We start from the raw sequence: 22,408 nt of genomic DNA on the forward strand, positions 1-22,408 counted from the left end.
CCCTTACCCCTTCATGTTGTTGACGTCTTCCACCGCGATCGTGCCACGGTTGCGGAAGAAGCAGACGAGAATGGCGAGGCCGATGGCGGCCTCTGCGGCGGCGACGGTCAGCACGAAGAGGGTGAAGACCTGCCCCGTGAGATCGCCCAGAAAGGCGGAGAAGGCGACGAGGTTGATGTTCACCGCCAGCAGCATCAGCTCGATCGACATCAGGATGATGATGACGTTCTTCCGGTTCAGGAAGATCCCGAAGATGCCGATGACGAAGAGCGCGGCGGCCACCGTCAGGTAATGTTCCAGTCCGACCATCTGGTCCCTCGTTTCTTCTCGTTCACAAGTCCGGTGCGGTCAGGCCGCCCGGGTCCGAAGCAGATTGGCGGTCAAAGCCCCTGCCCCGGTTTCACGTCCACAACTTCCATCGCCTTGGCCGGGTCACGGTACATCTGGGCCAGCACGTCTTGCCGCTTGATGTCGGTCCGGTGGCGCAGGGTCAGCACGATGGCGCCGATCATGGCGACCAGCAGGATCAGCCCGGCAACCTGGAAGAGCAGGAAATACTGATCGTAGATCACCATGCCCAGAAGCCCGGTGTTGGGGCTGTTCACCGGGGTGATCTCGCCTAGGCTCCCGGCCACCGCCACGCCATCGGCCGAGGCCCAGGCCCCGTAGATCATGCCCAGTTCCATCAGCAGCACCACGCCAATCAGGGCGGCCAGCGGCACGTAGCGCGCCATCTCACCCCGCAGCTCGGCGAAATCCACGTCGAGCATCATGACGACGAAGAGGAACAGCACCGCCACCGCGCCCACGTAGACGATCACCAGCAGCATCGCCACGAACTCGGCCCCAAGCAGCACGAAGAGACCTGCGGCACTGAGGAAGCTCAGGATCAGCCAGAGCACCGAATGCACCGGGTTGCGGCTGACCACCACGAAGAAGCCCGCCACCACCACGATGAACGCGGCCACGTAAAAGGCGAAGTCGGCGACCGTCATGCGCCCTCTCCCTTGGTTTTCTGAATTTCGGCCTGCGCCAGCTCCATCGCCTTGGTCATGGCCGGCACGCCGCCGAACATGCTCATCATGGCGATCACCTCGGCCACCTCCTGCGGGGTGGCCCCGGCCTCCAGCGCGTGGCGCACCGTCAGGGTGATCTGGTCTTCTGCCTGCGCGCCCAGCACCGTGAGCGCCGCGAGCGTCACCAGCAGGCGGGTGCGTGCGTCCAGCCCCTCAGGGTTGAACGTCTTGCCCATCCACATTTCCATCATGTCCTTGGGCATAGTGGGCATGAAATCTCCCATGCCCGGCATCTTGAACGACGCCAGATCAGGGTTGACCGATTTGGCCATCTCCTGGCCCTGCTCCATGAGCTGCTGGAAAAGCTTGGTGAAGTCGTTGGTCATCTGTAAGGCGCGTCCAGCTCGAGGTTGCGGGCAATCTCTGCCTCCCAGCGCTCGCCGTTCGCCAGCAGCTTGGCCTTGTCGTAGAACAGCTCCTCGCGGGTCTCGGTGGCGAACTCGAAGTTCGGGCCTTCCACGATGGCATCCACCGGGCAGGCTTCCTGGCAGAAGCCGCAGTAGATGCACTTCGTCATGTCGATGTCGTAGCGCGTGGTCCGGCGCGAGCCATCTTCGCGCGGCTCGGCATCAATCGTGATCGCCTGCGCCGGGCAGATCGCTTCGCAGAGTTTGCAAGCGATGCAGCGTTCCTCGCCGTTCGGGTAGCGCCGCAGCGCGTGCTCGCCCCGGAAGCGCGGGCTGAGCGGCCCCTTCTCGTGCGGGTAGTTTACCGTCGCCTTGGGCGCGAAGAAGTATTTCAGCCCAAGCCGGAAGCCTGCAATCCAGTCGGACAGCAGGAAATACTTGGTGGCGCGGTTCCAGTCGATCTGGGTCATCAGGTTCTCGTCATCCCCGGAGGTTGAAATCGCTGCGCATGTTGGGCGCGTTCTTCATCTTTTCTTCCTGCTCCTTCATCTCGGCAAAGGGGTCGATGCCCCTCAGCGAGCAATGGAGCGCGTGCAGCACGCCGGTGAAGTCATCCACCGTCACCAGCGCGGGCGTCTTCACCTTCTGGGCCAGCCCGGCGAACCATTCGTTCACCACCTGCCCCGTCTTGGCCAGTTGCTCGCCTTCAAGCTGCGGCAGGTCGTAGCCGAGCCGGTCTTGCGCGAGCCAGTTGTTCACCACCATCGCGGTGCTTTCCGGATTGATCTGGTCCCACTTGGGTTTGTCGGCCCCGAAGCTCGAGAGCATCACCGAACGAAACTCGCCGGCTTCCTTGTAGATCGTCTGGTGCGGCGCCTCTTCCATCCAGGTCGCCACAGCCTCGGCCGGGGTCTGTTCTTCTTCGCTCATGGTTTACCCTCCCATCGCAAACCGCGCCCAGAAGGCACCGAAGACTTCGAACTTGGCGAGGAAAGCGACAAGCACCACCCAGGCCAGCGAGAACGGCAGAAACACCTTCCAGCCGATCCGCATCAGCTGGTCATAGCGGTAGCGCGGGGTGATCGCCTTGATCATCGAGAAGATGAAGAAGAAGAAACCCATCTTCAGCACCATCCAGAGGATGCCGTCAGGCAAGCCGGGGATGGGCGACAGCCAGCCGCCGAAGAAGAGCAGCGTGACCAGAGCGCACATCAGCACCACCGCCACCAGTTCGCCGATCATGAAGAGCAGGAAGGGGGTGGAGGAATATTCAACCTGGTAGCCCGCCACCAGCTCCGACTCCGCTTCCGGAAGGTCGAAGGGCGGGCGGTTGGTTTCGGCCAGCGCCGAGATGAAGAACAGGAACACCATCGGGAAGTGCGGCAGCCAGTACCAGCCGAGCAGGCCCCAGCCGGTATCCTGCGCGGCCACGATGGCGCCGAAGTTCATCGAGCCGGTCGAGAGGATCACGCCGATGATGATGAGGCCAATGGAAACCTCGTAGGAAATCATCTGCGCCGCAGAGCGCAGCGAGCCGAGGAACGGGTACTTCGAGTTCGAGGCCCAGCCGCCCATGATCACGCCGTAGACCTCAAGCGAGGAGACGGCAAAGACGTAGAGGATGGCCACGTTGATATCGGCCAGCACCCAACCGTCATTGAAGGGGATCACCGCCCAGGCGATCAGCGCCATGACGAGGCTGACCATCGGTGCAAGGAAGAACACCGCCTTGTCGGCCCCTGCGGGCACCACGATCTCTTTCACGATGTACTTGCCGAAGTCGGCGAAGGACTGAAGAAGCCCGAAGACGCCCACGATGTTGGGGCCCTTGCGCATCTGGACCGCGGCCCAGATCTTGCGGTCGGCATACATCAGGAAGGCCAGGGCCACCAACAGCGGGACCACCAGCAAAAGCACCTGCCCGACGGTCAGGAGGACGATGCCAAATCCGGTGTTCGTGAAGAAATCTGCCATTCTGCCTTACGTCCTCAAACCGTGGGTATGCCCCGAGCCTTGCAATCCTCAACCGTCACTTCCGCGTCGATATTGGTCGGCCCGCTCGGGAGCGCTGGCGATATGGTGTAAACAGCATCCGCCCGCCAAAGGCCAGCCTCTTCGGCCACCCGCGTGCGGACGTGACGCACGAATCCGTAGCCCCGGATCAGCGTGTATTGGGCGGCGGCACAGAGGGCGTAGTCTTCCACGTCCTCTTCGTCGCGTGCGCCCTGCATCTCGACGATGAAGCCCACCAGATCGCCATCCAGCAGGCGGGTTTCGATGCCCTGATAGGTCGGCTCGAAGGGCAGCGCACGACGGCCCACCACCTCGGGCAGCGCATCGCCCTCGGGGTTGTCGAAGGCAATGCCATGCCCCTCGGGTGCCCCGGTGGAGCACCCTGCCACAAGCCCGAGGGCCAGCAGAGAGGGGCCAAACCGCACCCGGGGTTACTCCGCCGCCATCGGCGCTTCGCGCCGGGCCTTGGCATTCGCGGAAAGCTCCGCCATCACCTGGCTCGCGCGTGCAATCGGGTTGGTCAGGTAGTGATCCTTGATCGCGGTCACGAAGTCGGCCTCCCCGAGCGTGCCCTCATCCAGCGGGGTCCACTCGTTTTCAGGCACCGCGTCGACGCCCGACAGATGCGGCACCTCCGCCACCAGCGCCTGCCGCAGCTGCGCAAGGCTGTCCCACGGCTGGGCCTCGCCCTCCATCTGCGCCGAGGCGGCACGCAGGATCGCCCAGTTTTCCTTTGCCTCGCCCGGCGGGAAACCGGCGCGGAACGCCAGCTGGGGGCGGCCCTCGGTGTTCACGAACAACCCGTTTTCCTCGGTCCATGCCGCGGCGGGCAGGATCACATCGGCCCGGTGCGCACCCCGGTCCCCATGGCTGCCCTGGTAGATCACGAAGGGCCCCTCGGCCACATCCACCTCGTCTGCACCGAGGTTCCAGATCACCTCCGCACCGTCAATGGCAGCCTCAAGGCCACCATCCGTCACGGCACCCACATCCATCGCGCCCACGCGACCGGCGGCCATATGCAGCACGAGCAACTTGCCATCACCCACGGCCTTCATCACGGCAGCCAGAACAGCGGCGCCATCGGCTTCGCGCAGCGCACCCTGCCCGATCACCACCACCGTATCCTCGCGCCCCTCTTTCAACTTGGGAAGCGCGCCGCGGTCGGTGCCGAGGTGAGTGTAGTCATAGGTCAGGTCGGCAGCCGGGCCGACGAGCGACACATCGGCACCCCGCAGCCATGCCTTGCGGATGCGCGCGTTCAGCACCGGTGCCTCGGCGCGCGGGTTGGTGCCGATCAGCACAATCGACTCGGCACTGTCGATATCCTCGATGCGCGCTGTGCCCGCATAGGCAGAGCGGTTGCCCGCAGGCAGCTTGGCACCATCGGTGCGGCACTCCACGTGGCCACCCCGGCTTTCCATCAGCTGCTTCAGCGCAAAGGCGGCTTCCACCGGCGCCAGGTCACCGACCAGCCCGGCAATCTTCTTGCCCTTGGTCGCCTCGCCCACCTTGGCCAGCGCCTCGACCCAGCTTGCGGGGCGCAGCTTGCCGTTCTCGCGGATGTAAGGCTTGTCGAGCCGCTGACGGCGCAGGCCATCCCAGACGAAACGCGACTTGTCGGAAAGCCACTCTTCGTTCACCCCGTCATGGTTGCGGGGCAGCATGCGCATCACTTCGCGGCCTTTCACATCCACCCGGATGTTGGAGCCAAGCGCATCCATCACGTCGATAGACTCGGTCTTGGTCAGTTCCCACGGGCGGGCGGTGAAGGCATAGGGCTTGGAGACAAGCGCGCCGACCGGACACAGGTCGATGATGTTGCCCTGCAACTCGCTGTCGAGCGTCTCTCCCAGATAGGAGGTAATCTCGGCATCCTCGCCCCGTCCGGTCTGGCCCATCTGAGTGATCCCGGCCACCTCGGTGGTGAAGCGCACGCAGCGGGTGCAGCTGATGCAGCGAGTCATGTGAGTTTCGACCAGCGGGCCGAGGTTCAGGTCGTCAACCGCGCGCTTGGGTTCGCGGTAGCGGGAGAAATCCACGCCATAGGCCATCGCCTGATCCTGAAGGTCGCACTCGCCACCCTGGTCGCAGATCGGACAGTCCAGCGGGTGGTTGATGAGAAGAAACTCCATCACCCCCTCGCGGGCCTTCTTCACCATCGGCGAGTTCGTCTTCACCACCGGCGGCTCGCCGTCCTTGCCGGGGCGCAGGTCTTTCACCTGCATCGCACAGCTAGCGGCAGGCTTGGGCGGGCCGCCCACAACCTCCACCAGGCACATCCGGCAGTTGCCGGCAATGCTGAGGCGCTCGTGATAGCAGAAACGCGGCACCTCGATCCCGGCTTGCTCACAAGCCTGGATGAGCGTCATCGCGCCCTCTACCTCAACTTCTTTGCCATCAATGATGATCTTGCGCAGGTCGCTCATGCGGGGCCCTCTTGGCTGCCCCGAACCGGCACCTGCCATGGGCCCCTGCCCCGCCGCGCCGCATCCGGGTGATGCTGCGCTCTTGTAGGCGTCTCGGGGGGTGAGATTCAACCCTCACGCCCCCGAAAAATCCTTAACCCTCGCCGCGCCTTACCCACGTCGCCGCGGCGCGGCGGCGATGCGGCCTATCGTGCGCGCATCAGGTTGCCCGCCTGGGTGTTTGCGGCAATCTCGTCGCGCCCCAGTTTGCAGTAGCTTTCGGTGCTGCCGTCCACACCCTTGGAGGCCATGTAGGCCTTTGCCTGCTTGATCAGCCGCGCCTTCTGGGCCTTGTCGTCCACATAGGCATCGATCTCGGCATCCGAGAACCCCTCGGAGCGCGCCTGCTTCTTGAGCGCATTCAGAAAGGTGTAGCCGCGAATGGTGCGCGCCGAAATGTCCGGGCACTTCTCCGAGATTTCCAGCGCGATCCCCACCGAGATGAGGCCGCCGTTCACCGCCTTGCTGTCAGCCAGCGATTTTGCCGCCGCCGCACCGGAGAATCCAAGCGCAACCATCACGGCCAACACCGCGCCCGTCAGCACCTTGCCTGCATGTTTCATCACATTCACCTTCTCTGTCCGTTTTGGGCGCAATCCGCGCCTCGGCTTCGGTGAACCAGATGGGGCCACCACGGTGGCTATGCAATAACAAGGCCCGTGTCATCCACTGACACGGCCTCACATGTCCTTGATTCTCATGAAGTTTGGCGAAAACCCGCTACTGCGGGCGCGGCCAGCGTCGCAGTGCGAGGCTCAGCACGAGAAGCGCGCCCAGAAGCGAGCAGATCGGATAAGCCATGAAGATGACCTCGTGCGGCAAGCCGGCGGAGCTGCCCAAGACCTGCAGAATGTAGGGCGCGCCCCACGCCAGAAACAGGAAGCCGACGCCATAAGCAACGGCCTCCCCCACGCCTCGCCCAGAGCGCAGCGCAATCAGTGCAATCGCCCCGGCCATGATCAGCATCGACAGCAGGCCGATGCCCTGGCCCAAGACAACAACAGCGTTGGTCATTCTGCCGCGATCGCACCGCGCTTGCCGGCAATCCGATCTTCGATCACATCGCGGAAGTTTCTGATAAGCCCCTGGATCGGCCAGGCTGCCGCGTCGCCAAGCGCACAGATCGTATGGCCCTCGACCTGCTTGGTCACGTCGAAGAGCATATCGATCTCTTCCACCGAGGCCTCGCCTTTCACCAGCCGGTCCATGACCCGCATCATCCAGCCCGTGCCTTCACGGCAGGGAGTGCACTGGCCGCAGGACTCGTGCTTGTAAAACTTGCTCAAGCGCCAGATCGCCTTGATGATATCGGTGCTCTTGTCCATCACGATGACCGCCGCCGTGCCAAGGCCCGAGCCCAGCTCGCCGCGCAGGTAATCGAAGTCCATGATGGCGTCCTTCATGTTCTCCCCGCGCACGCAGGGCACGGAAGAGCCGCCGGGGATCACCGCCAGAAGGTTGTCCCAGCCGCCACGGATGCCGCCGCAGTGCTTTTCGATCAGCTCCTCGAAGCTGATCGACATCGCCTCTTCCACGACACACGGGTTGTTGACGTGGCCGGAAACGGCAAAGAGCTTGGTGCCTGCGTTATTCTGCCGCCCGAAGCTTGCAAACCAGGAGCCGCCCCGGCGCAGGATCGTCGGCACCACGGCAATCGATTCCACGTTGTTCACCGTGGTCGGGCAGCCATAGAGGCCCGCGCCCGCCGGGAATGGCGGCTTCATCCGCGGCATGCCCTTTTTGCCCTCAAGGCTTTCCAGCAGCGCGGTTTCCTCGCCGCAGATGTAGGCCCCTGCCCCGTGGGCGAGGAAAATGTCGAAGTCCCAGCCCGAGCCGGCGGCATTCTTGCCCACCAGACCGGCGTCATAGGCCTCGTCGATCGCCGCCTGCAGCGCCTCGCGCTCGCGGATGTATTCGCCGCGGATGTAGATGTAGCAGGTGTGGGCATTCATCGCGAAGCTGGCAATCAGGCAGCCTTCGATCAGCGTATGCGGATCGTGCCGCATGATCTCGCGGTCCTTGCAGGTGCCCGGCTCCGATTCGTCCGCGTTTACAACAAGGTAGGCAGGCCGCCCGTCGCTCTCCTTGGGCATGAAGCTCCACTTCAACCCGGTCGGAAAGCCCGCGCCACCCCGGCCCCTGAGCCCGCTGGCCTTCATCTCCTCGATGATCCAGTCGCGCCCCTTCTTGATCAGGTCTGCCGTATTGTCCCAATGCCCGCGCGCCTGAGCGCCCTTCAGGGTGCGCTCATGCATGCCGTAGATGTTGGTGAAAATGCGGTCGCTGTCCTGCAACATGGGCTGGCTCCAAATTCGGCTTCGCAACACGGGAGATAGCTGAACCCCCGCGCCTTTGCCAGTGCGTTGTGGCACCGGCAGATTTACATTTCCCTGCCCCGTGGCGTCGCACCCCCGGGGCAGGTCTTACTTTCGGCGCCGCCACATTGCGGCAAGGTTGACCATGGCAAAGACGAAGCAGGCCATGGCCACGAGGTAAATCAGCAGCTCAAACCGCGCCGCCAGCCCCAGCTTCACCACCAGCCAGGGCGCCAGAATGGCGAGCAGCCCGGCGGCGGCGATCAGAAGCGCAATCCGGCGACCGGCACGGGCAAAGGCCTTCTCGTCCTCAGGGCTCACGCGCGCCGCCTCAGTAGACGTCGCCCTTCTTTACCCGGCCAGAAAACTCGGTTTCGCCCCCGGAGGCCAGAGTTTTGGCCTGACCGACCCAGTCGTCGCGGCGCACCCGGCCCCGGAACCCTTCGAGGTTGTCATCCACCCAGTCCACCTCGGCTTCGGTCCAGCGTGCAATCTGGTCAAAATGATAGAACCCCATGGAATGCAGGAGCTCTTCAAGCTTGGGGCCCACGCCCTTGATGGCCTTGAGGTTGTCGGCCTTGCCGCCACGCGGTGAGGCAAGCGTGCCGGGCTTCTCGCCAACGGCGGCCGGCACTTCATCCTTCGCGCCCTTCGGGCCAGAGGCACCTGCGGCGCCATCCTTGGCGGCTTCCGTGTCGGCGTCCACAGGCTGTTCCGATGCGCGGCCCGCGGTGTCAGCGTCCCCGCCTGCCTTCGGGCCCGGCTTGTCGCCCTTGGCTTCGGAGGCCTTGCCGCCATCGCGCGCGCTTGCATCAGCACCAGCCGCGCCCGCCGGTGCGGTGGCCTGCCCTTTCGTATCGTCCGAAGACTTGCCCGCGTCGGCAGCGCGCTCTGCATCGCCTGCGCCATCCACCTTCTCGTGGTCGGCCTCGGCAGCCTTCGCAGCCGCCTTCTTCTTTGCCGGTGAGGCCGAAACCTCGGTGTTCTCCCAACCGGCGGCATCAGCCCGGGCGCGACTGGTCGGCGTGGCATTCTTGCCCGCCCAGGGGGTGAGCAACGGCACTTCGGTGCCGTCGATCCGCTTCACGGTATCGCCCAGGTCGGTCGCAAGCTGCACGCTGGCATTATACTTCGTTTTGCCGCTCTCATGCTCGGTCAGGCTGGTCAGCCCGCTCAGCGGCTCGGCCGCATATCGGCCATTTTGCGGCCCCGGCACCGGCACCTTGCCCGCACGGAGCTCTTCGATGATCTCGCCAAACCGCTCGGCGGTCAGATCCTCGTAGTAATCCTTGCCGATCTGGGCCATCGGCGCGTTGGCGCAGGAGCCGAGGCACTCGACCTCTTCCCAGCTCAGCTTGCCGTCTTCCGAAATCTCATGCGGCTTGGCGGCAATCTTTTCCTTGCAGACAGCCATCAGGTCTTCCGCGCCGCAGATCATGCAGCTCGTGGTGCCACAAACCTGAATATGCGCAACAGACCCAACAGGTTGCAGCTGGAACATGAAGTAGAACGAGGCCACCTCCATCACCCGGATATCGGCCATGCCAAGCATCTTGGCGATGTGCTCGATGGCCGGGCGCGTCACCCAGCCCTCCTGCTCCTGCGCCCGCCACAGCAGCGGAATCACGGCGCTGGCCTGCCGCCCCTCCGGATACTTGGTGATCTGCCCTTCCGCCCACTTCTGGTTGGCCTCGGTGAAGGCAAAGCTCTCGGGCTGATCGTGGTAGAGGCGGCGCAGCATCAAATCTCTCCTTCGGCAACCAGACGGCACCCGGTAAAGACCGTGTATTGCGCGCCCAGAAATTCACTCAACGCGGCAATGACCGCGAGATTGTCATCCGTCAACCCGCCCTGGCCGGCCTGGCCCGCGGGAATATCGAGAAGGCCCTTTGAAAGGCCCTCCAGCTTTTGCGCCAGATAGGCGCGATACTTGTCGAGCGGGCCGAGGATCGAGGCCTTGGCAAGCCCGCTCTGAAAATCGTCAAGCCGCGGCACGACGGTGCGCTGCAACGCGGAAACCCGCGCCTCGCTCTCCACCATCAGCTTCGGCGGCCAGTGCTCCTCGATGCCCGGCCCCGGCGCAGCCTGCCTGAGCGCCCGGTCGAGGGCTGCGGCGGCGTCGAAGTTCTCCAGGCAAAGCTCCAGCTTCTTCTCCAATAGCCGCGACTCCTGCGCCGCGACGAAGGAGTTGCGCGCATAGAAGGCCTGCACCGCCACGAAGATCGCTGCCACCAGCGTCGAGCCCGCCAGCACCATGTTGCCCCCCGGCCAGCGCATGCCCCGCCTCACTCCGCATGCGGAAACATCGGCATATCGTTCAGAATGGCGAACGACAGCGTGAAGGTGAACAGCATGAACAGGGCCACAAATGTCGCCCCGCCCGCCACGATGGCCACCGGATAGGCCACCAGCGCCGAAGGCACCCGCCGCGCCACGAAGATCGTGACCGACAGCGCGGAGATGAGCATCAGGATGGCAACGAGGCTCGCGGTCATCGGCTCAGCGGTCCACCTCGCCAAACACGATATCCATCGTGCCGATGATCGCGGCGATATCGGCGAGCTGATGGCCCTTCGAAATGTGGTCCATCGACTGCAAATGCAGATACCCCGGCGCGCGCAGCTTGGCGCGGTAGGGCCGGTTGGTGCCATCGGCCTTCAGATAAACGCCGAACTCGCCCTTGGGCGCCTCGACGGCGGCATAGACCTCGCCCTCGGGCACGTGGAAGCCTTCGGTATAAAGCTTGAAGTGGTGGATCAGCGCTTCCATCGAGCGCTTCATCTCGCCGCGCTTCGGCGGGGTGATCTTGCCCCGCGCCATCACGTCGCCCTGCCCCTCCGGCGCCCGCAGCTTCTCGATGGCCTGCAGGATGATGGAAGTCGATTGCCGCATCTCCTCCATCCGCACCAGGTAACGGTCGTAACAGTCGCCGTTCTTGCCGATCGGAATCTCGAACTTGAACTCGTCGTAGCACTCATAGGGCTGGGCGCGGCGCAGATCCCAGGCCATGCCCGAGCCGCGCACCATCACACCAGAGTAGCCCCAATCCAGCGCCTCTTGCTGGGAAACCACGCCAATATCGGCGTTGCGCTGCTTGAAAATCCGGTTCTCGGTCAGCAGCCCGTCAATGTCGTCAAGCCGTTGCGGGAACTTCTTGGCCCAGGTCTCGATATCGTCGAGCAGTTCCGGCGGCAGATCCTGATGCACACCACCGGGCCGGAAATAGGCCGCGTGGAGCCGCGCGCCGCAGGCCCGCTCGTAGAAGATCATCAGGTCTTCGCGCTCCTCGAAGCCCCAGAGCGGCGGGGTCAGCGCGCCCACATCCATCGCCTGGGTGGTCACGTTCAGCAGGTGGTTCAGGATGCGGCCGATCTCGGAAAACAGCACCCGGATCAGGCTGGCGCGGCGCGGCACCGGTGTGCCCGTGAGCTTCTCGATGGCGAGGCACCAGGCGTGCTCCTGGTTCATCGGCGCCACATAGTCGAGCCGGTCCAGATAGGGCAGATTTTGCAGGTAGGTGCGGCTCTCCATCAGCTTTTCGGTGCCACGATGGAGCAGGCCGATATGCGGATCGCAGCGCTCCACGATCTCTCCGTCCAGCTCAAGCACCAGCCGCAAAACACCGTGCGCCGCAGGGTGTTGCGGGCCGAAGTTGATGTTGAAATTGCGGATCTGCTGCTCGCCTGTCAGCGCGTCCTCAAAACCCTTGCCGTCCATCTGTCGGACCCTTTCCGTGCTGCGCCGCCTCGCCGGCCGCGCCACTGATTCCGCGGGCGTCAGCCCTTCTTGGCCTCTTCCGTCTTCTCGTCGCCGGGCAGGATGTATTCCGCACCTTCCCAGGGGCTCATGAAGTCGAACTGCCGATAGTCCTGCGTCAGCTTCACCGGCTCGTAGACAACCCGCTTCTCCACTTCGTCATAGCGCACCTCGGTGTAACCCGTGGTCGGGAAATCCTTGCGCAGCGGATGGCCGCGGAAGCCGTAGTCGGTCAGCAGGCGGCGCAGGTCGGGATGGCCCGAGAACATGATGCCGAACATGTCGAACACCTCGCGCTCGAACCAGTTGGCGCTGGGGTGCTCGCCCACGATCGAGGGCACCATCTCATCCTCGCGCACGGCCACCCGCAGGCGGATGCGCTGGTTCTGGTACATGCTGAGGAAGTGATAAACCACGTCAAACCGCTTGTCCCGCTCGGGGTAGTCGACGGCGGTGATGTCCACCAGCGTCGAGAAGCGGCAATTGGCGTCCACCTTCAGGAACTCCACGAAGCCCCGCAAGTTCGAGGGCGCCACGTCCACGTTCAGCTCGCCGAAGGCCACATCCCAACCCACCACGCAATCGGGGCGGCGCGCCTCCAGATGCTGGCCGAGTTCGTTCAGAGCATCGCTCATCTTGTCGTCCCTTCCTGGGTCAGCGCACCAGCGTTCCGGTGCGGCGAATGCGGCGCTGGAGTTGCAGCAGGCCATACATCAGCGCCTCCGCCGTCGGCGGGCAGCCGGGCACGTAGATATCCACCGGCACGATCCGGTCGCAGCCGCGCACCACCGAGTAGCTGTAGTGATAGTAGCCCCCGCCATTGGCGCAGGAGCCCATCGAGATCACGTAGCGCGGCTCGGGCATCTGGTCGTAAACCTTGCGCAACGCCGGGGCCATCTTGTTGGTCAGCGTGCCCGCCACGATCATCACATCGGACTGTCGCGGTGAGGCACGCGGTGCGATCCCGAAGCGCTCGGCATCGTAGCGCGGCATCGAGGTGTGCATCATCTCCACCGCGCAGCAGGCGAGCCCGAAGGTCATCCAGTGCAAGCTCCCGGTGCGCGCCCAGTTGATCAGGTCTTCCGTGGAGGTGAGCAGGAAGCCCTTGTCCTGAAGGTCACGGTTGAGGCTCTGCACCGCCACATCCTTGTCGGCGCCCGCCGTCGTGCGGCCATAGGGGGCCAGCTCGCCCTGCACCTGCGGGTCGGCAAGTTGCGGCGTGTCGGTCTTTTCCGTCACTCCCATTCCAGCGCCCCTTTCTTCCATTCATAGGCAAAGCCAACGGTCAGCACGGCGAGAAACACCATCATCGACCAGAAGCCCAGCATGCTGATGTCCTGAAACGCGACGGCCCATGGGAACAGGAAGGCGATTTCGAGGTCGAAGATGATGAAAAGGATGGAGACGAGGTAGAACCGCACGTCAAACTTCATACGGGCGTCGTCGAAGGCGTTGAAGCCGCATTCGTAGGCGCTCACCTTCTCCGCATCGGGGTTGCGCACCGCCAGAACTGCGGCGGCGAGGATCAGCACCAGGCCGAGGCCGATGGCAACTGCGAGGAAGATGACAATGGGCAGGTATTCCCTGAGCAAAGCGTCCAAAGCCGGCTCCTTTCTCGCGCGCCTCACGGTCGGGCCGTGACGGCCCCGGGCGCGCGCATCGTGGCTGTGTCCGGTCTTACTCCCGCCCCGGGAGAGGGTCAACCTGCAGGCCTTTCAATTTCCGGCGTTTTCATCCCCGCGCCAGCAGTGCCTTGGCCCGCGCCGCACGTGCCTTATTCTTGCCCGCTGCAAGCGCGTCCAGCGGCGCGCGGTAACGTGCAGGCGTGGCGGGAAGCAGTGCAAGGTGGTCGAGCGCCTTCAGCGGTTCAAGGCGTGGTTCCAGTGGTGAGGCGGGCGCGAGGCCAAGCGCCCGGTCGAGGATGTCGAAATTCTCCGCGATATAAGGCCACACCGCCGCCTGCGGAAGCTGCATCAGGTTGGCTAGGGCCCACGGGCCGTAGGGCTGCGTCGCAAGGCTCGCCCTCAGATAGCCTCCCTGCGGCGCGCCGGGCTTCAACTCCTTCATGGCAGCGCCAAGGGCCGACAACCGCAGCAGGTTGAGCTCCGACTGCACCAGCCCGTCTTCATGCCGAGGCGCGGGGGTCGGGCTCTGGATCAGCCTTATCAGGTCGTCACGTTCAAGCTTCGGCAGGGGACGCGGCACCAGATCGGCGTGGCCGAGGACCGGCTTGTCCTGAGAAAGGTCACTCGCGGACCGCTTGAAGCCGCCCAGCCCGGCCAGATGCCCCCGAAAGCGCGCGGCCAGGCGCAGCAACACATCAACCTCAAGCGCGTCCACGGTTGCAGGGATGGCCATGCCGCGCTCTAAAACCCTCAAGTCGGCCTCGGGGCCGGCCATGTATTCGGCCATCATCGCCTCGCACGGGTCGGTCTTCCGCGCTTTCAGGCTTGGCGCCACCACTTCCGCGAGGATCGGCAGGCGGTGGCAGAGTGGCAGGGCCTCAAGCAACCTGCGCTGCACGTCGCGCAAGGCCGCGTCGCCGTAGCGATGGATCGGACGTCGCAAGGCTGCAAAGCGCTGAAGCGTCTCCCAGAACTGCCCCGGCCCCGGTTCGGTGCCCATTGCCCGCACGAAGCCCTGGCCTGATGGGCCATACTCCGCCACCGACGCGGCCACCCGCTGCCGGCCCTCTTCCAGCATCTCGCGCGCAAGCTCCCGGTCCTTCCTGAGCGCGGCCTGCGCGATGTCCGGCAGACCCTCCGGGACCGCGCTGACAGCGCCGAGCTGCTTTTCCAGGCGATCGACCTCGGAATCGCGGTACTGCATCAGCACCTCGACAACCTCTGCAAGCGGCCCGGCGAGGTCCGGCCACGGAAACTCAGGTGGCTCGCGGCGCGCGGGCACCTCCACGGTTCGGCCGGAAATGGTCTGGTACATCACCGTCATGCAAACGGCCTGGCATCCGATTGAGACATGATGTCGTAACGCGTGGTTCTATTCCGCGGCGACAGGCGCCGTCGCCATGCGCGGCCCAAAGCTCTCGACCACGTGCTCCGCCAGCGCCTCGGCGGCGCAGCCCGCATCCTCGCGCTGCATCAGCCGCAACTGGTAGCTGCCGAGGTCTTCCAACCCGTGCCGCTTGCCCAGCCGCTCATGGTCGGGGCCAAGCGCCGAAACCGGCAACGGGGTAATCGCCAGATCCGCCTCCATCGCGGCGAGCATTGCCTTGCCGTTCTCGCTGACATAGGCGATCCGCCCTTCTCGACCGAGGCGGGCAAGGCTTTTCAGGGCCGATTTTCTCCAGGCGCAACCGTCTTCCGCCAGGGCCATAGGCAGGGGCTCGCGCTGCCACGCCCGGCCACCGCGCTTTCCGGCCCAGACCAGGGGCTCCTCATGAATCAGCTGCCCGGCCCCACCGTCGAAGGCGCAGACGGTGTGGAGCGCCACATCCAGCTCGCCCGCCTCGAACCGCTCCCGCAACACCTTCGATTCCTTCAGGGTCACCCGCACGTCCACGTTGGGATGGCTCGCCGCGAAACGCGCCAGGATCGTCGGGAGGCGGTGAATCCCGAAGTCCTCATGTGCCCCGAAGCGCACCACCCCGGCCAGCGCCGGCTGGGTGAAGCGCGCCAGGGCGGCCTCGCTCACCCGCATGATCTCTTCGGCATAGGTCAGAAAGGTCTCGCCATCTCCGGTCAGCCGCACTTCCCGGGGCAACCTCTCGAACAGAACCCGGCCCAGTTGTTCTTCCAGCCGCTTCATCTGCATCGACACGGCGGACGGCGTGCGCAGCACCCGCTTGGCCGCCGCGCTGAAAGAGCCGGTCTCATGAATGGCCAGAAAGGTGCGAACGAGGTCAGTGTCGATCATGTGGGGCGCCTGCATGGGTCATGCCTTCAATATGATTGAACGATGCAATCAAATCTATTCGTTTGATTGATGTGAAGTCAAGCGCCACCCTTGGATCAATCGAAACGCTACCCAAGGACACACTCAATGACCGACTTTCCCGCCCCCCACCGCTTCACGCCCGCCGTCGACCGGAGCAACCCGTTGCACGGCGCCCTCCTCAGCAGCACCCGCCGCGCCTTCGCGGCCATCCTGCGAGCCATCCGGCAAAACGCACAGGCCCGCGCCGCCCGCCGCGCGGCGCGCTACCGGGCCGGTCGGCTGGAGTATCTCGATGACCGGATGCTGCGCGACATCGGCATCACCCGTGCTGACCTCGACTACGCGCTCTCGCACCCGGGCGACCCTGACAAGACCCTGCGCAAGGCCCGCTCGGCCAATCGGGCCTCCGAAGCCGAGCGCCCCACGCTTTCCGCATGGTAAGGCGCTCAGGCGAGCCGTTGCAGCAAGGCCTGTGATGGCTCGCCGGTCACCGGCAGCCCATTGGCCGCCTGGTAGGCCCGGATTGCCGCCGCCGTCTTGTTGCCCAGCACCCCATCCGGCGTTCCGGCATCGAAGCCCGCCCGGGTCAACCGTTCCTGCAACAGCATCCGCTGCTTCTGGGTCAGGCCGTAACGGTCCGGCCCGAACTCCGCCTGAAGCCCCCCGCGCCCGGCGATCCTGTCACTCAGGTAGCCCACGGCGAGCGCATAGTTGTCGGAGTTGTTGTAGCGCTTGATGACGTTGAAGTTGTGCCCAACGGCAAAGCGTGGCCCGCCCGGATCGGGCTGCAACCCGCCACTGGACACCTCGCTGCCCCAGCGCTCGCCGCGCCGCCAGCCGCTCTTTGCCAGATAGGCCGCCGTCGAGGCCAGCGCATCGGACGGGTCATCGCTCCAGATATCGCGCCGCCCGTCACCGGTGAAATCCACCGCAAAAAGCTGGTAACTCGTCGGGATGAACTGGGTGTGCCCCATCGCCCCTGCCCAGCTGCCCACCATCCGGTCCGGCGTGGTGTCGCCCGATTGCAGGATGCGCAGCGCAGCGATCAACTGTTTTTCAAAGAACGCGCCGCGCCGTCCCTCGTAGGCCAGCGTGGCGCATGCCGAGATCACCGGAATATCGCCGCGCCGCGTGCCATAGGTGCTTTCCACGCCCCAAATGGCACAGCAGATCTCCGCCGGCACACCGTATTTCGCTTCAATTGCATTGAGCCGCCCACGCTGGCGCGAAAACGCGGCCCGGCCCATCTCCACCTTCTTCTCGCTGGCCACCAGCGAGAGGTAATCCTCGAACGACCGCTTGAACTCGGCCTGGTTCCGGTCCCGCTCGATGACCCCGGGAATGAACCCGGCACGCGCGAAGGCCCGGTCAATCACCCCCTGCGATATCCCCGCGCCGACGGCGCGGCCCTTGAAGCGCGCCACCCATGCGTCAAACCCCGCATTGGCAACCGGCCGCATCGCCGGATCGGGCGCGCTCGGTGCAACAGCATCAAAGCCATTCACCCCGCCACAGGCGCTCAAAAGCCCCGTTGCCGCCACCGATCCCAGAAATCCGCGCCTGTTCATCACTGCTCGCATCATCGGGTGTCTCCCCGTTTGTTGACTGCTTCGTTACCCCAAACGCTACCCCATCGCGCGCCGGGCCCCAAGAGCCAAGAACGGCACCGCGCGGCACACCGCCGTCGGGTGGGCAATCTGCCCAGCACACCGCGCCGCCTTTGGGCCATGGCCCGGCGTCACCCCATCCAGGGCGCCTTGCGCTTTTCGAAAAAGGCCGCGATTCCCGCTCCGGCCTCGTCGCCCTCCCAGGTCTTCACCAGCGCCTGCACGCTCGCCTCGAACTCGGCCTCCGACGGAGCCGCACCGAGCCGCAGCGCAAGCGCCTTGGCCGCCGCCACCGCACCCGGCGCGCAGTGCAGATAAGGGGCCACCTGCCGCTCAACCGCGGCGTCCAGCTCGGCCTCGGGCACCGCCTCGGCCACCACGCCAAGCCGCACCGCCTCTTCGGCGTCAAACAACCGCGCGCTCATGAACACCCGCCGCGCCATCGCCTCGCCCATTCGGGCCAGCACATAAGGGCCGATCGTGGCCGGGATCAGCCCCAGCCGCGTTTCGGTGAAGCCAAACTTCGCGCCCTCCGCCGCCACCGCCACATCGCAGACGCAAGCCATGCCGACGCCGCCACCGAAGGCATTGCCATGGATACGCCCGATCACAGGCATCGGGCAGACGTTGACCGCGCCCAGCATCTCCGCAAGCCGCCAGGCCTCCGCCGCACGCGTCTCGGCGTCGGCTTCCATCTGCTCCTGCATCCAGCCAAGGTCGCCGCCCGCACAAAAACTGCGGCCCTCCGCCGCCAGCACCACGACGCGCACCGCCGCATCAGCCCCGAGCCGCTCGATGCCCGCGTGGATCTCGTCGATCAGCTCGGCAGAAAGCGCGTTGTGTTTCTCCGCCCGCGTCAGCCAGAGCGTTGCCACGCCCCGCTCGTCGGTCTCTATCCTGACAAGGTCACCCATTCGCGCTCTCCATGCCCGGCACCCGCCGCCCGGCGCGGCACCAATCGTCGTGCACCCAGGCCATCCGGTCAACGAACCAGACCTTCGGCAGCGCCGTGAGCACCACGCCGAACACCACCCAGTCGGCCCAAAGCGCCCAGAGACCCCAGGCCATCACCACCGCGCCCGGCAGGCTGAGTGCGCCCAGCAGCAACCCTGCCCGCCGATGCTCCGAGGCGATCTCCGCCCGATGCTCAAGAAAGATCCGCTCGCCCAGCACCCCCCGGCTCATCCAGGCACCAAAGCGCTCCGGCTCGGGAAAGACCCGTGGATTTGCCCAGATCCAGCCCAGGGCGAGGGCGACGGGCACCAGCGCGCCCCAGCCCAGCCAGACCCGGCTCCAGATCGCCAGCGCCAGCAACGGCAGCGTGGTGAACATCCGGCTCCAGCCCGACCACGGGTTGGCGTGGCGCCGCCAAGTGGCATCATCCATCGCCATCAGCCGCTCGGCGCCACGAAAGAGATCACTCACGACGCACCGCCCTGCACCATGCCGGGGCGTGCCGCACCGGCGCGCATCGCCCGCGCCATCCCGGCGGCCTCGGCGATCACGTCCATGTTGAGCCCATGCGCATATCCCAGCGCCTCCAGCCGCGCCGCCACGGCCTCCGTCGCCACGTTGCCCGCCGCACCTGGCGCATAGGGGCAGCCACCAAGCCCGCCCACGGCGGCGTCGAACACCCTCAAGCCGCGCTCCAGCGCCACCTCGATGTTCTCAAGCGCCCGCCCGGAGGTATCGTGGAAATGTCCCGCCAGCCGCGCAGCAGGCACTTCGGCCAGAACCGCCGCAAGCATTGCATCCACACGCTCGGGCACGCCGCGCCCCAGCGTCTCGCCCAGCGAGACCTCCACGCAGCCCATCGCCATCAGGGCCCCGGCGACCCGCGCCACATCGCCCGGCGCCACCGCACCGTCGAAGGGGCAGTCGGTCACCACAGAAACATAGCCCCGCACCGGCACGCCATCTGCCTTTGCGGCCTCAAGGACGGGGCCGAAGCGCTCGAGACTCTCGGCCACCGAGCAATTCAGGTTGGCCCGGCTGAAGCCTTCGCTCGCTGCCGCGAACACCGCTACCCCGTCGCAGCCCGCCGCCCGCGCTGCCGCATAGCCCTTCATGTTCGGCGTCAGCGCCCAGTAGCCCACGCGCTCGGCCCGGGTGATGCCCGCCATCACCTCGCCCGAGGAGGCCATTTGCGGCACCCATTTCGGGCTCACGAAGCTGGCCGCCTCGATCCGATTAAACCCGGCGCGGCTCAGGCAGTTCACCAGCGCCACCTTCTCGGCCACGCCGATCACCGCCGTTTCGTTCTGAAGCCCGTCACGCGGGCCGACTTCGAAGATCTCGACGTTTACCACGGCGCGTAAAACTCCCGCTTGTAGAGCAGATCGGCCCCCTCCGGCGGCAGTGACGCCTGAAAGCCCGCCCGCCGTGCAAGCCGGTCCCACCAGGCCGAAAGCGCCGGGAAGGGCGCGAGACGCACGAATTTCTGCGCCATGTAAACCGCCTGCCCCACGGCCACGTCAGCGGCAGAGAAGCCGCTGTCCAGCAGGTAATCCCGCCCCGTGAGACGCGCCTCCAGCGCGGCGAAACACTTGCCCACCCGCGCGGCCTCAAGCTTCATCAGCACCGGGCTCCGCATCTCATCGTCATAGAGCATCAGGTGCTGCTGGGTCAGCGCCGCCAGATGCTGGCTGATGGTCTCCGCGAAATGCAGCCAGATAAGCCAGTCGGCCCGCTCCGCTTCGCCCGCAGCCCGCCCCAGCCCGGCTTCCGGGAACCGGTCGCACAAAAGCTCGATGATCGCGCCGGATTCCCACCAGACCTCGCCATCGATCTCAAGCGCGGGCACCCGCCCCGCCGGGTTGAGCGCAAGGTAGCCCTCCGCGCGCAGCGACTTGTCGAACGGGTGTATCTCAAGCTCGAACTCCACCCCCAACTCATGCAACAGCCAGAGCACCCGCATCGAGCGGGTCTGGTGGCAGTGATGCAGCCGGATCATCGCCGCCCCCCAGCGCGAAGACGCCTCGAAGGGCGGATGAGCGGCGGCCTCATGCCTCCGCCTCGATCCGCACGATCAGGGCGCCGGCCTCAAGCTGGTCCCCCGCAGCCACGCCGAGTTCGGCCACCACGCCATCATGCGGCGCGCGCATCACGTGTTCCATCTTCATCGCTTCCATCACCGCAAGCCGGTCGCCCGCCTTCACGGCCTCTCCCTGTCGGACATGCAACGAGCGGACCACGCCGGGCATCGGCGCCACGATGGCGCCCTCGCCCGCCGCATCGGCGCCCACGGCCAGCGGGTCGGGCAGCGTGAAGACCATCGGCTCCGCGCCAAGAACCTGCACCTGCCCACCGATCACCTCGGCCCGCGCCTGCGCCATCCTGCCATTCACTTGCCAGCCGCCGGGCCTGCGCAGGCAGTCCACCACCGCCCCGCCGATCGCAACGCTGAACGCGCCGCCACCATATGCCGAAACGCGGCCATCCATCCGGGTCTCCCCAGAGAGCAGGACAACAGGCCAATCGAGCGGCGCCCAAAGCGCAAAGCCTTCGCCCGGCACGCCCTCGTTCAATCCCAGTGTGGCCAGAGCTGCGAGCGCCAGCAGTTCCGGCGCGTCCGCGGGGGCGACGAGACCTTCCAGGTCCCGCCCGATCAGCCCGGTCTCCACATCGCCCGAACGAAACGCCGCGTGGTCGATCAGCCGCCCAAGAAAACCGAGGTTGGTGACAACCCCCGCCACTTCCGTCTCCGCAAGCCCGCGCGCCAAGGCCGCCCGGGCCTCCGCGCGGGTGGCCCCGTGACAGGTGAGCTTGGCAATCATCGGATCGTAGTGTGGGCTGATGGCGTCACCCTCGCGAACACCCGTATCCACCCGCCCGGGGCCAAAGCGCAGCCGCTCCAGTCTCCCCGTCGCGGGCAGAAAGCCCGCCGGCACATCCTCGGCATAGAGCCGCGCCTCCATCGCGTGGCCCCTGATACGCAGTTCCTCCTGCGCGCAAGGCAGCGGCTCCCCCGAGGCCACCCGCAGCTGCCACTCCACCAGGTCCACCCCGGTGATCTCCTCGGTCACCGGATGCTCCACCTGGAGCCGCGTGTTCATCTCCATGAACCAGAAGCCGTCGGGCCTCAGCCCGCCCGCACCGTCAACGATGAACTCCACCGTCCCTGCGCCCTTGTAATGAATGGCCTCAGCCGCCTTCACCGCGGCCTCGCCCATCGCCGCGCGCACCTCCTCGGTCATCCCCGGTGCCGGAGCCTCTTCGATCACCTTCTGATGCCGCCGTTGCAGCGAACAGTCCCGCTCGAAGAGATGCACGGCGCGTTCACCATCGCCAAACACCTGCACCTCGATGTGGCGCGGATGCTCGATGAACTTCTCGATCAGCACATCGCCATTTCCGAACGCCCCCAAAGCCTCCACCCGCGCCGACTCCAGCGCATCCTCGAAGTCTTCCGCGCGCTCCACCAGCCGCATCCCCCGGCCGCCGCCGCCTGCGACGGCCTTGATCAGCACCGGGTAGCCGATGAGCCCCGCCTCGGCCTCCAACCGCCCGGGGTCCTGCTCGTCGCCATGGTAGCCGGGCACCACCGGCACCCCCGCCGCCTCCATCCGGGCCTTCGCCGCATCCTTCAGCCCCATCGCGCGGATCGCCTCCGCGCTTGGCCCGATGAATGTCACTCCGGCCCCGTCCAGCGCGGCCACGAACTCGGGGTTCTCACTCAAGAAGCCGTAGCCCGGATGCACCGCCTGCGCGCCGGTCTCGACCGCCGCCGCAACCACCTTGCCGATATCAAGGTAACTCGCAGAGGGCGCGGGAGGCCCGATGCACAGGGCCGCATCGGCCATCTCCACATGGCGCGCACCCGCGTCCGCCTCCGAGTAGACGGCCACGGTCTTCACCCCGAGCCTGCGGCAGGTGTCGATCACCCGGCAGGCAATCTCGCCCCTGTTGGCGATCAGGATCTTGTCAAACACA

At 65.7% G+C, this 22,408-nt stretch carries 28 protein-coding genes; 1 reads left to right on the plus strand and 27 read right to left on the minus strand.

The features are described from left to right. Positions 1-3 precede the first annotated feature (3 nt). The 21 genes from nuoK to DYI42_RS09955 form a co-directional block, all read right to left on the minus strand. Positions 4-309: an NADH-quinone oxidoreductase subunit NuoK gene (nuoK, locus tag DYI42_RS09855; protein WP_074255352.1), complete on the minus strand. Its 306-nt coding sequence runs from the start codon at positions 307-309 to the stop codon at positions 4-6. A gap of 71 nt (positions 310-380) precedes the next feature. Beyond that, positions 381-995 (minus strand): NADH-quinone oxidoreductase subunit J, encoded by a 615-nt coding sequence (locus tag DYI42_RS09860; RefSeq protein ID WP_213545765.1) that lies wholly within the window; start codon positions 993-995, stop codon positions 381-383. Beyond that, positions 992-1,402, minus strand: coding sequence for a carboxymuconolactone decarboxylase family protein (locus DYI42_RS09865; protein WP_213545766.1), 411 nt, complete (start codon positions 1,400-1,402; stop codon positions 992-994). Before DYI42_RS09865 ends, DYI42_RS09860 begins: the two co-directional genes overlap by 4 nt. After that, a complete protein-coding gene (gene nuoI / locus DYI42_RS09870; protein WP_213545767.1) occupies positions 1,399-1,893 on the minus strand; it encodes an NADH-quinone oxidoreductase subunit NuoI in 495 nt (164 codons plus the stop codon). The genes DYI42_RS09865 and nuoI overlap by 4 nt, the downstream gene beginning before the upstream one ends. 10 nt (positions 1,894-1,903) lie before the next feature. Continuing rightward, the gene (locus tag DYI42_RS09875) at positions 1,904-2,353 is read right to left on the minus strand and encodes a hypothetical protein (RefSeq protein WP_213545768.1); all 450 of its coding nucleotides are present in this window, start codon (positions 2,351-2,353) and stop codon (positions 1,904-1,906) included. Between the two features lie 3 nt (positions 2,354-2,356). Beyond that, positions 2,357-3,397 (minus strand): NADH-quinone oxidoreductase subunit NuoH, encoded by a 1,041-nt coding sequence (gene nuoH, locus DYI42_RS09880; protein ID WP_213545769.1) that lies wholly within the window; start codon positions 3,395-3,397, stop codon positions 2,357-2,359. 14 nt (positions 3,398-3,411) lie between these two features. Beyond that, entirely contained in the window at positions 3,412-3,756 is a 345-nt protein-coding gene (locus DYI42_RS09885) for a hypothetical protein (protein WP_213545800.1), read from the minus strand. Positions 3,757-3,867: 111 nt separating this feature from the next. After that, positions 3,868-5,865: an NADH-quinone oxidoreductase subunit NuoG gene (gene nuoG, locus DYI42_RS09890; protein ID WP_213545770.1), complete on the minus strand. Its 1,998-nt coding sequence runs from the start codon at positions 5,863-5,865 to the stop codon at positions 3,868-3,870. 185 nt (positions 5,866-6,050) lie between these two features. After that, positions 6,051-6,467 carry a DUF5333 domain-containing protein gene (locus DYI42_RS09895; protein WP_213545771.1) on the minus strand — a complete coding sequence of 139 codons (417 nt, stop codon included), beginning with the start codon at positions 6,465-6,467 and terminating at the stop codon, positions 6,051-6,053. A gap of 157 nt (positions 6,468-6,624) precedes the next feature. Then, positions 6,625-6,918 (minus strand): hypothetical protein, encoded by a 294-nt coding sequence (locus DYI42_RS09900; protein WP_213545772.1) that lies wholly within the window; start codon positions 6,916-6,918, stop codon positions 6,625-6,627. Next, on the minus strand, positions 6,915-8,201 hold the full coding sequence (gene nuoF / locus DYI42_RS09905; RefSeq protein WP_213545773.1) for an NADH-quinone oxidoreductase subunit NuoF: 1,287 nt from the start codon (positions 8,199-8,201) through the stop codon (positions 6,915-6,917). The genes DYI42_RS09900 and nuoF overlap by 4 nt, the downstream gene beginning before the upstream one ends. Before the next feature lie 126 nt (positions 8,202-8,327). Continuing rightward, positions 8,328-8,540 carry a DUF5337 family protein gene (locus DYI42_RS09910; protein WP_213545774.1) on the minus strand — a complete coding sequence of 71 codons (213 nt, stop codon included), beginning with the start codon at positions 8,538-8,540 and terminating at the stop codon, positions 8,328-8,330. Positions 8,541-8,550: 10 nt separating this feature from the next. After that, positions 8,551-9,960 carry an NADH-quinone oxidoreductase subunit E gene (locus DYI42_RS09915; RefSeq protein WP_213545775.1) on the minus strand — a complete coding sequence of 470 codons (1,410 nt, stop codon included), beginning with the start codon at positions 9,958-9,960 and terminating at the stop codon, positions 8,551-8,553. Beyond that, the gene (locus DYI42_RS09920) at positions 9,960-10,496 is read right to left on the minus strand and encodes a hypothetical protein (RefSeq protein WP_213545776.1); all 537 of its coding nucleotides are present in this window, start codon (positions 10,494-10,496) and stop codon (positions 9,960-9,962) included. Before DYI42_RS09920 ends, DYI42_RS09915 begins: the two co-directional genes overlap by 1 nt. Positions 10,497-10,504: 8 nt before the next feature. Further along, entirely contained in the window at positions 10,505-10,714 is a 210-nt protein-coding gene (locus tag DYI42_RS09925) for a hypothetical protein (protein ID WP_213545777.1), read from the minus strand. 4 nt (positions 10,715-10,718) lie between these two features. After that, entirely contained in the window at positions 10,719-11,936 is a 1,218-nt protein-coding gene (locus DYI42_RS09930) for an NADH-quinone oxidoreductase subunit D (protein ID WP_213545778.1), read from the minus strand. Between the two features lie 59 nt (positions 11,937-11,995). After that, the gene (locus DYI42_RS09935; protein ID WP_213545779.1) at positions 11,996-12,610 is read right to left on the minus strand and encodes an NADH-quinone oxidoreductase subunit C; all 615 of its coding nucleotides are present in this window, start codon (positions 12,608-12,610) and stop codon (positions 11,996-11,998) included. 19 nt (positions 12,611-12,629) lie between these two features. Continuing rightward, positions 12,630-13,220 carry a NuoB/complex I 20 kDa subunit family protein gene (locus tag DYI42_RS09940; RefSeq protein ID WP_244867793.1) on the minus strand — a complete coding sequence of 197 codons (591 nt, stop codon included), beginning with the start codon at positions 13,218-13,220 and terminating at the stop codon, positions 12,630-12,632. Beyond that, positions 13,211-13,576: an NADH-quinone oxidoreductase subunit A gene (locus tag DYI42_RS09945; protein WP_213545780.1), complete on the minus strand. Its 366-nt coding sequence runs from the start codon at positions 13,574-13,576 to the stop codon at positions 13,211-13,213. The genes DYI42_RS09940 and DYI42_RS09945 overlap by 10 nt, the downstream gene beginning before the upstream one ends. A gap of 130 nt (positions 13,577-13,706) precedes the next feature. After that, complete coding sequence (locus DYI42_RS09950) at positions 13,707-14,924, minus strand: hypothetical protein (RefSeq protein ID WP_213545781.1); 1,218 nt, start codon at positions 14,922-14,924, stop codon at positions 13,707-13,709. A 48-nt stretch (positions 14,925-14,972) separates the two neighbouring features. Then, the gene (locus DYI42_RS09955) at positions 14,973-15,848 is read right to left on the minus strand and encodes a LysR substrate-binding domain-containing protein (RefSeq protein ID WP_244867794.1); all 876 of its coding nucleotides are present in this window, start codon (positions 15,846-15,848) and stop codon (positions 14,973-14,975) included. A gap of 126 nt (positions 15,849-15,974) precedes the next feature. Here DYI42_RS09955 and DYI42_RS09960 point away from each other — a divergent pair, with 126 nt between their 5' ends. Next, positions 15,975-16,310: a hypothetical protein gene (locus DYI42_RS09960; RefSeq protein ID WP_213545783.1), complete on the plus strand. Its 336-nt coding sequence runs from the start codon at positions 15,975-15,977 to the stop codon at positions 16,308-16,310. 5 nt (positions 16,311-16,315) lie between these two features. Here the strand turns inward: DYI42_RS09960 and DYI42_RS09965 are convergent, their stop codons facing one another. From DYI42_RS09965 to DYI42_RS09990, 6 genes are all read right to left on the minus strand, one after another. Continuing rightward, positions 16,316-17,452 carry a lytic murein transglycosylase gene (locus DYI42_RS09965; RefSeq protein ID WP_440870637.1) on the minus strand — a complete coding sequence of 379 codons (1,137 nt, stop codon included), beginning with the start codon at positions 17,450-17,452 and terminating at the stop codon, positions 16,316-16,318. A 155-nt stretch (positions 17,453-17,607) separates the two neighbouring features. After that, a complete protein-coding gene (locus DYI42_RS09970) occupies positions 17,608-18,390 on the minus strand; it encodes a crotonase/enoyl-CoA hydratase family protein (RefSeq protein ID WP_213545784.1) in 783 nt (260 codons plus the stop codon). Next, complete coding sequence (locus tag DYI42_RS09975) at positions 18,383-18,901, minus strand: DUF6653 family protein (RefSeq protein ID WP_342344636.1); 519 nt, start codon at positions 18,899-18,901, stop codon at positions 18,383-18,385. Before DYI42_RS09975 ends, DYI42_RS09970 begins: the two co-directional genes overlap by 8 nt. Then, entirely contained in the window at positions 18,898-19,785 is an 888-nt protein-coding gene (locus DYI42_RS09980; RefSeq protein WP_213545785.1) for a hydroxymethylglutaryl-CoA lyase, read from the minus strand. The genes DYI42_RS09975 and DYI42_RS09980 overlap by 4 nt, the downstream gene beginning before the upstream one ends. Further along, the gene (locus tag DYI42_RS09985) at positions 19,779-20,429 is read right to left on the minus strand and encodes a glutathione S-transferase family protein (protein ID WP_213545786.1); all 651 of its coding nucleotides are present in this window, start codon (positions 20,427-20,429) and stop codon (positions 19,779-19,781) included. The genes DYI42_RS09980 and DYI42_RS09985 overlap by 7 nt, the downstream gene beginning before the upstream one ends. Positions 20,430-20,478: 49 nt before the next feature. Continuing rightward, on the minus strand, positions 20,479-22,407 hold the full coding sequence (locus DYI42_RS09990; RefSeq protein ID WP_213545787.1) for an acetyl-CoA carboxylase biotin carboxylase subunit: 1,929 nt from the start codon (positions 22,405-22,407) through the stop codon (positions 20,479-20,481). Position 22,408: the final 1 nt, after the last annotated feature.

It is taken from the genome of Vannielia litorea (assembly GCF_018424695.1).
Classification (GTDB): domain Bacteria; phylum Pseudomonadota; class Alphaproteobacteria; order Rhodobacterales; family Rhodobacteraceae; genus Vannielia; species Vannielia litorea_A.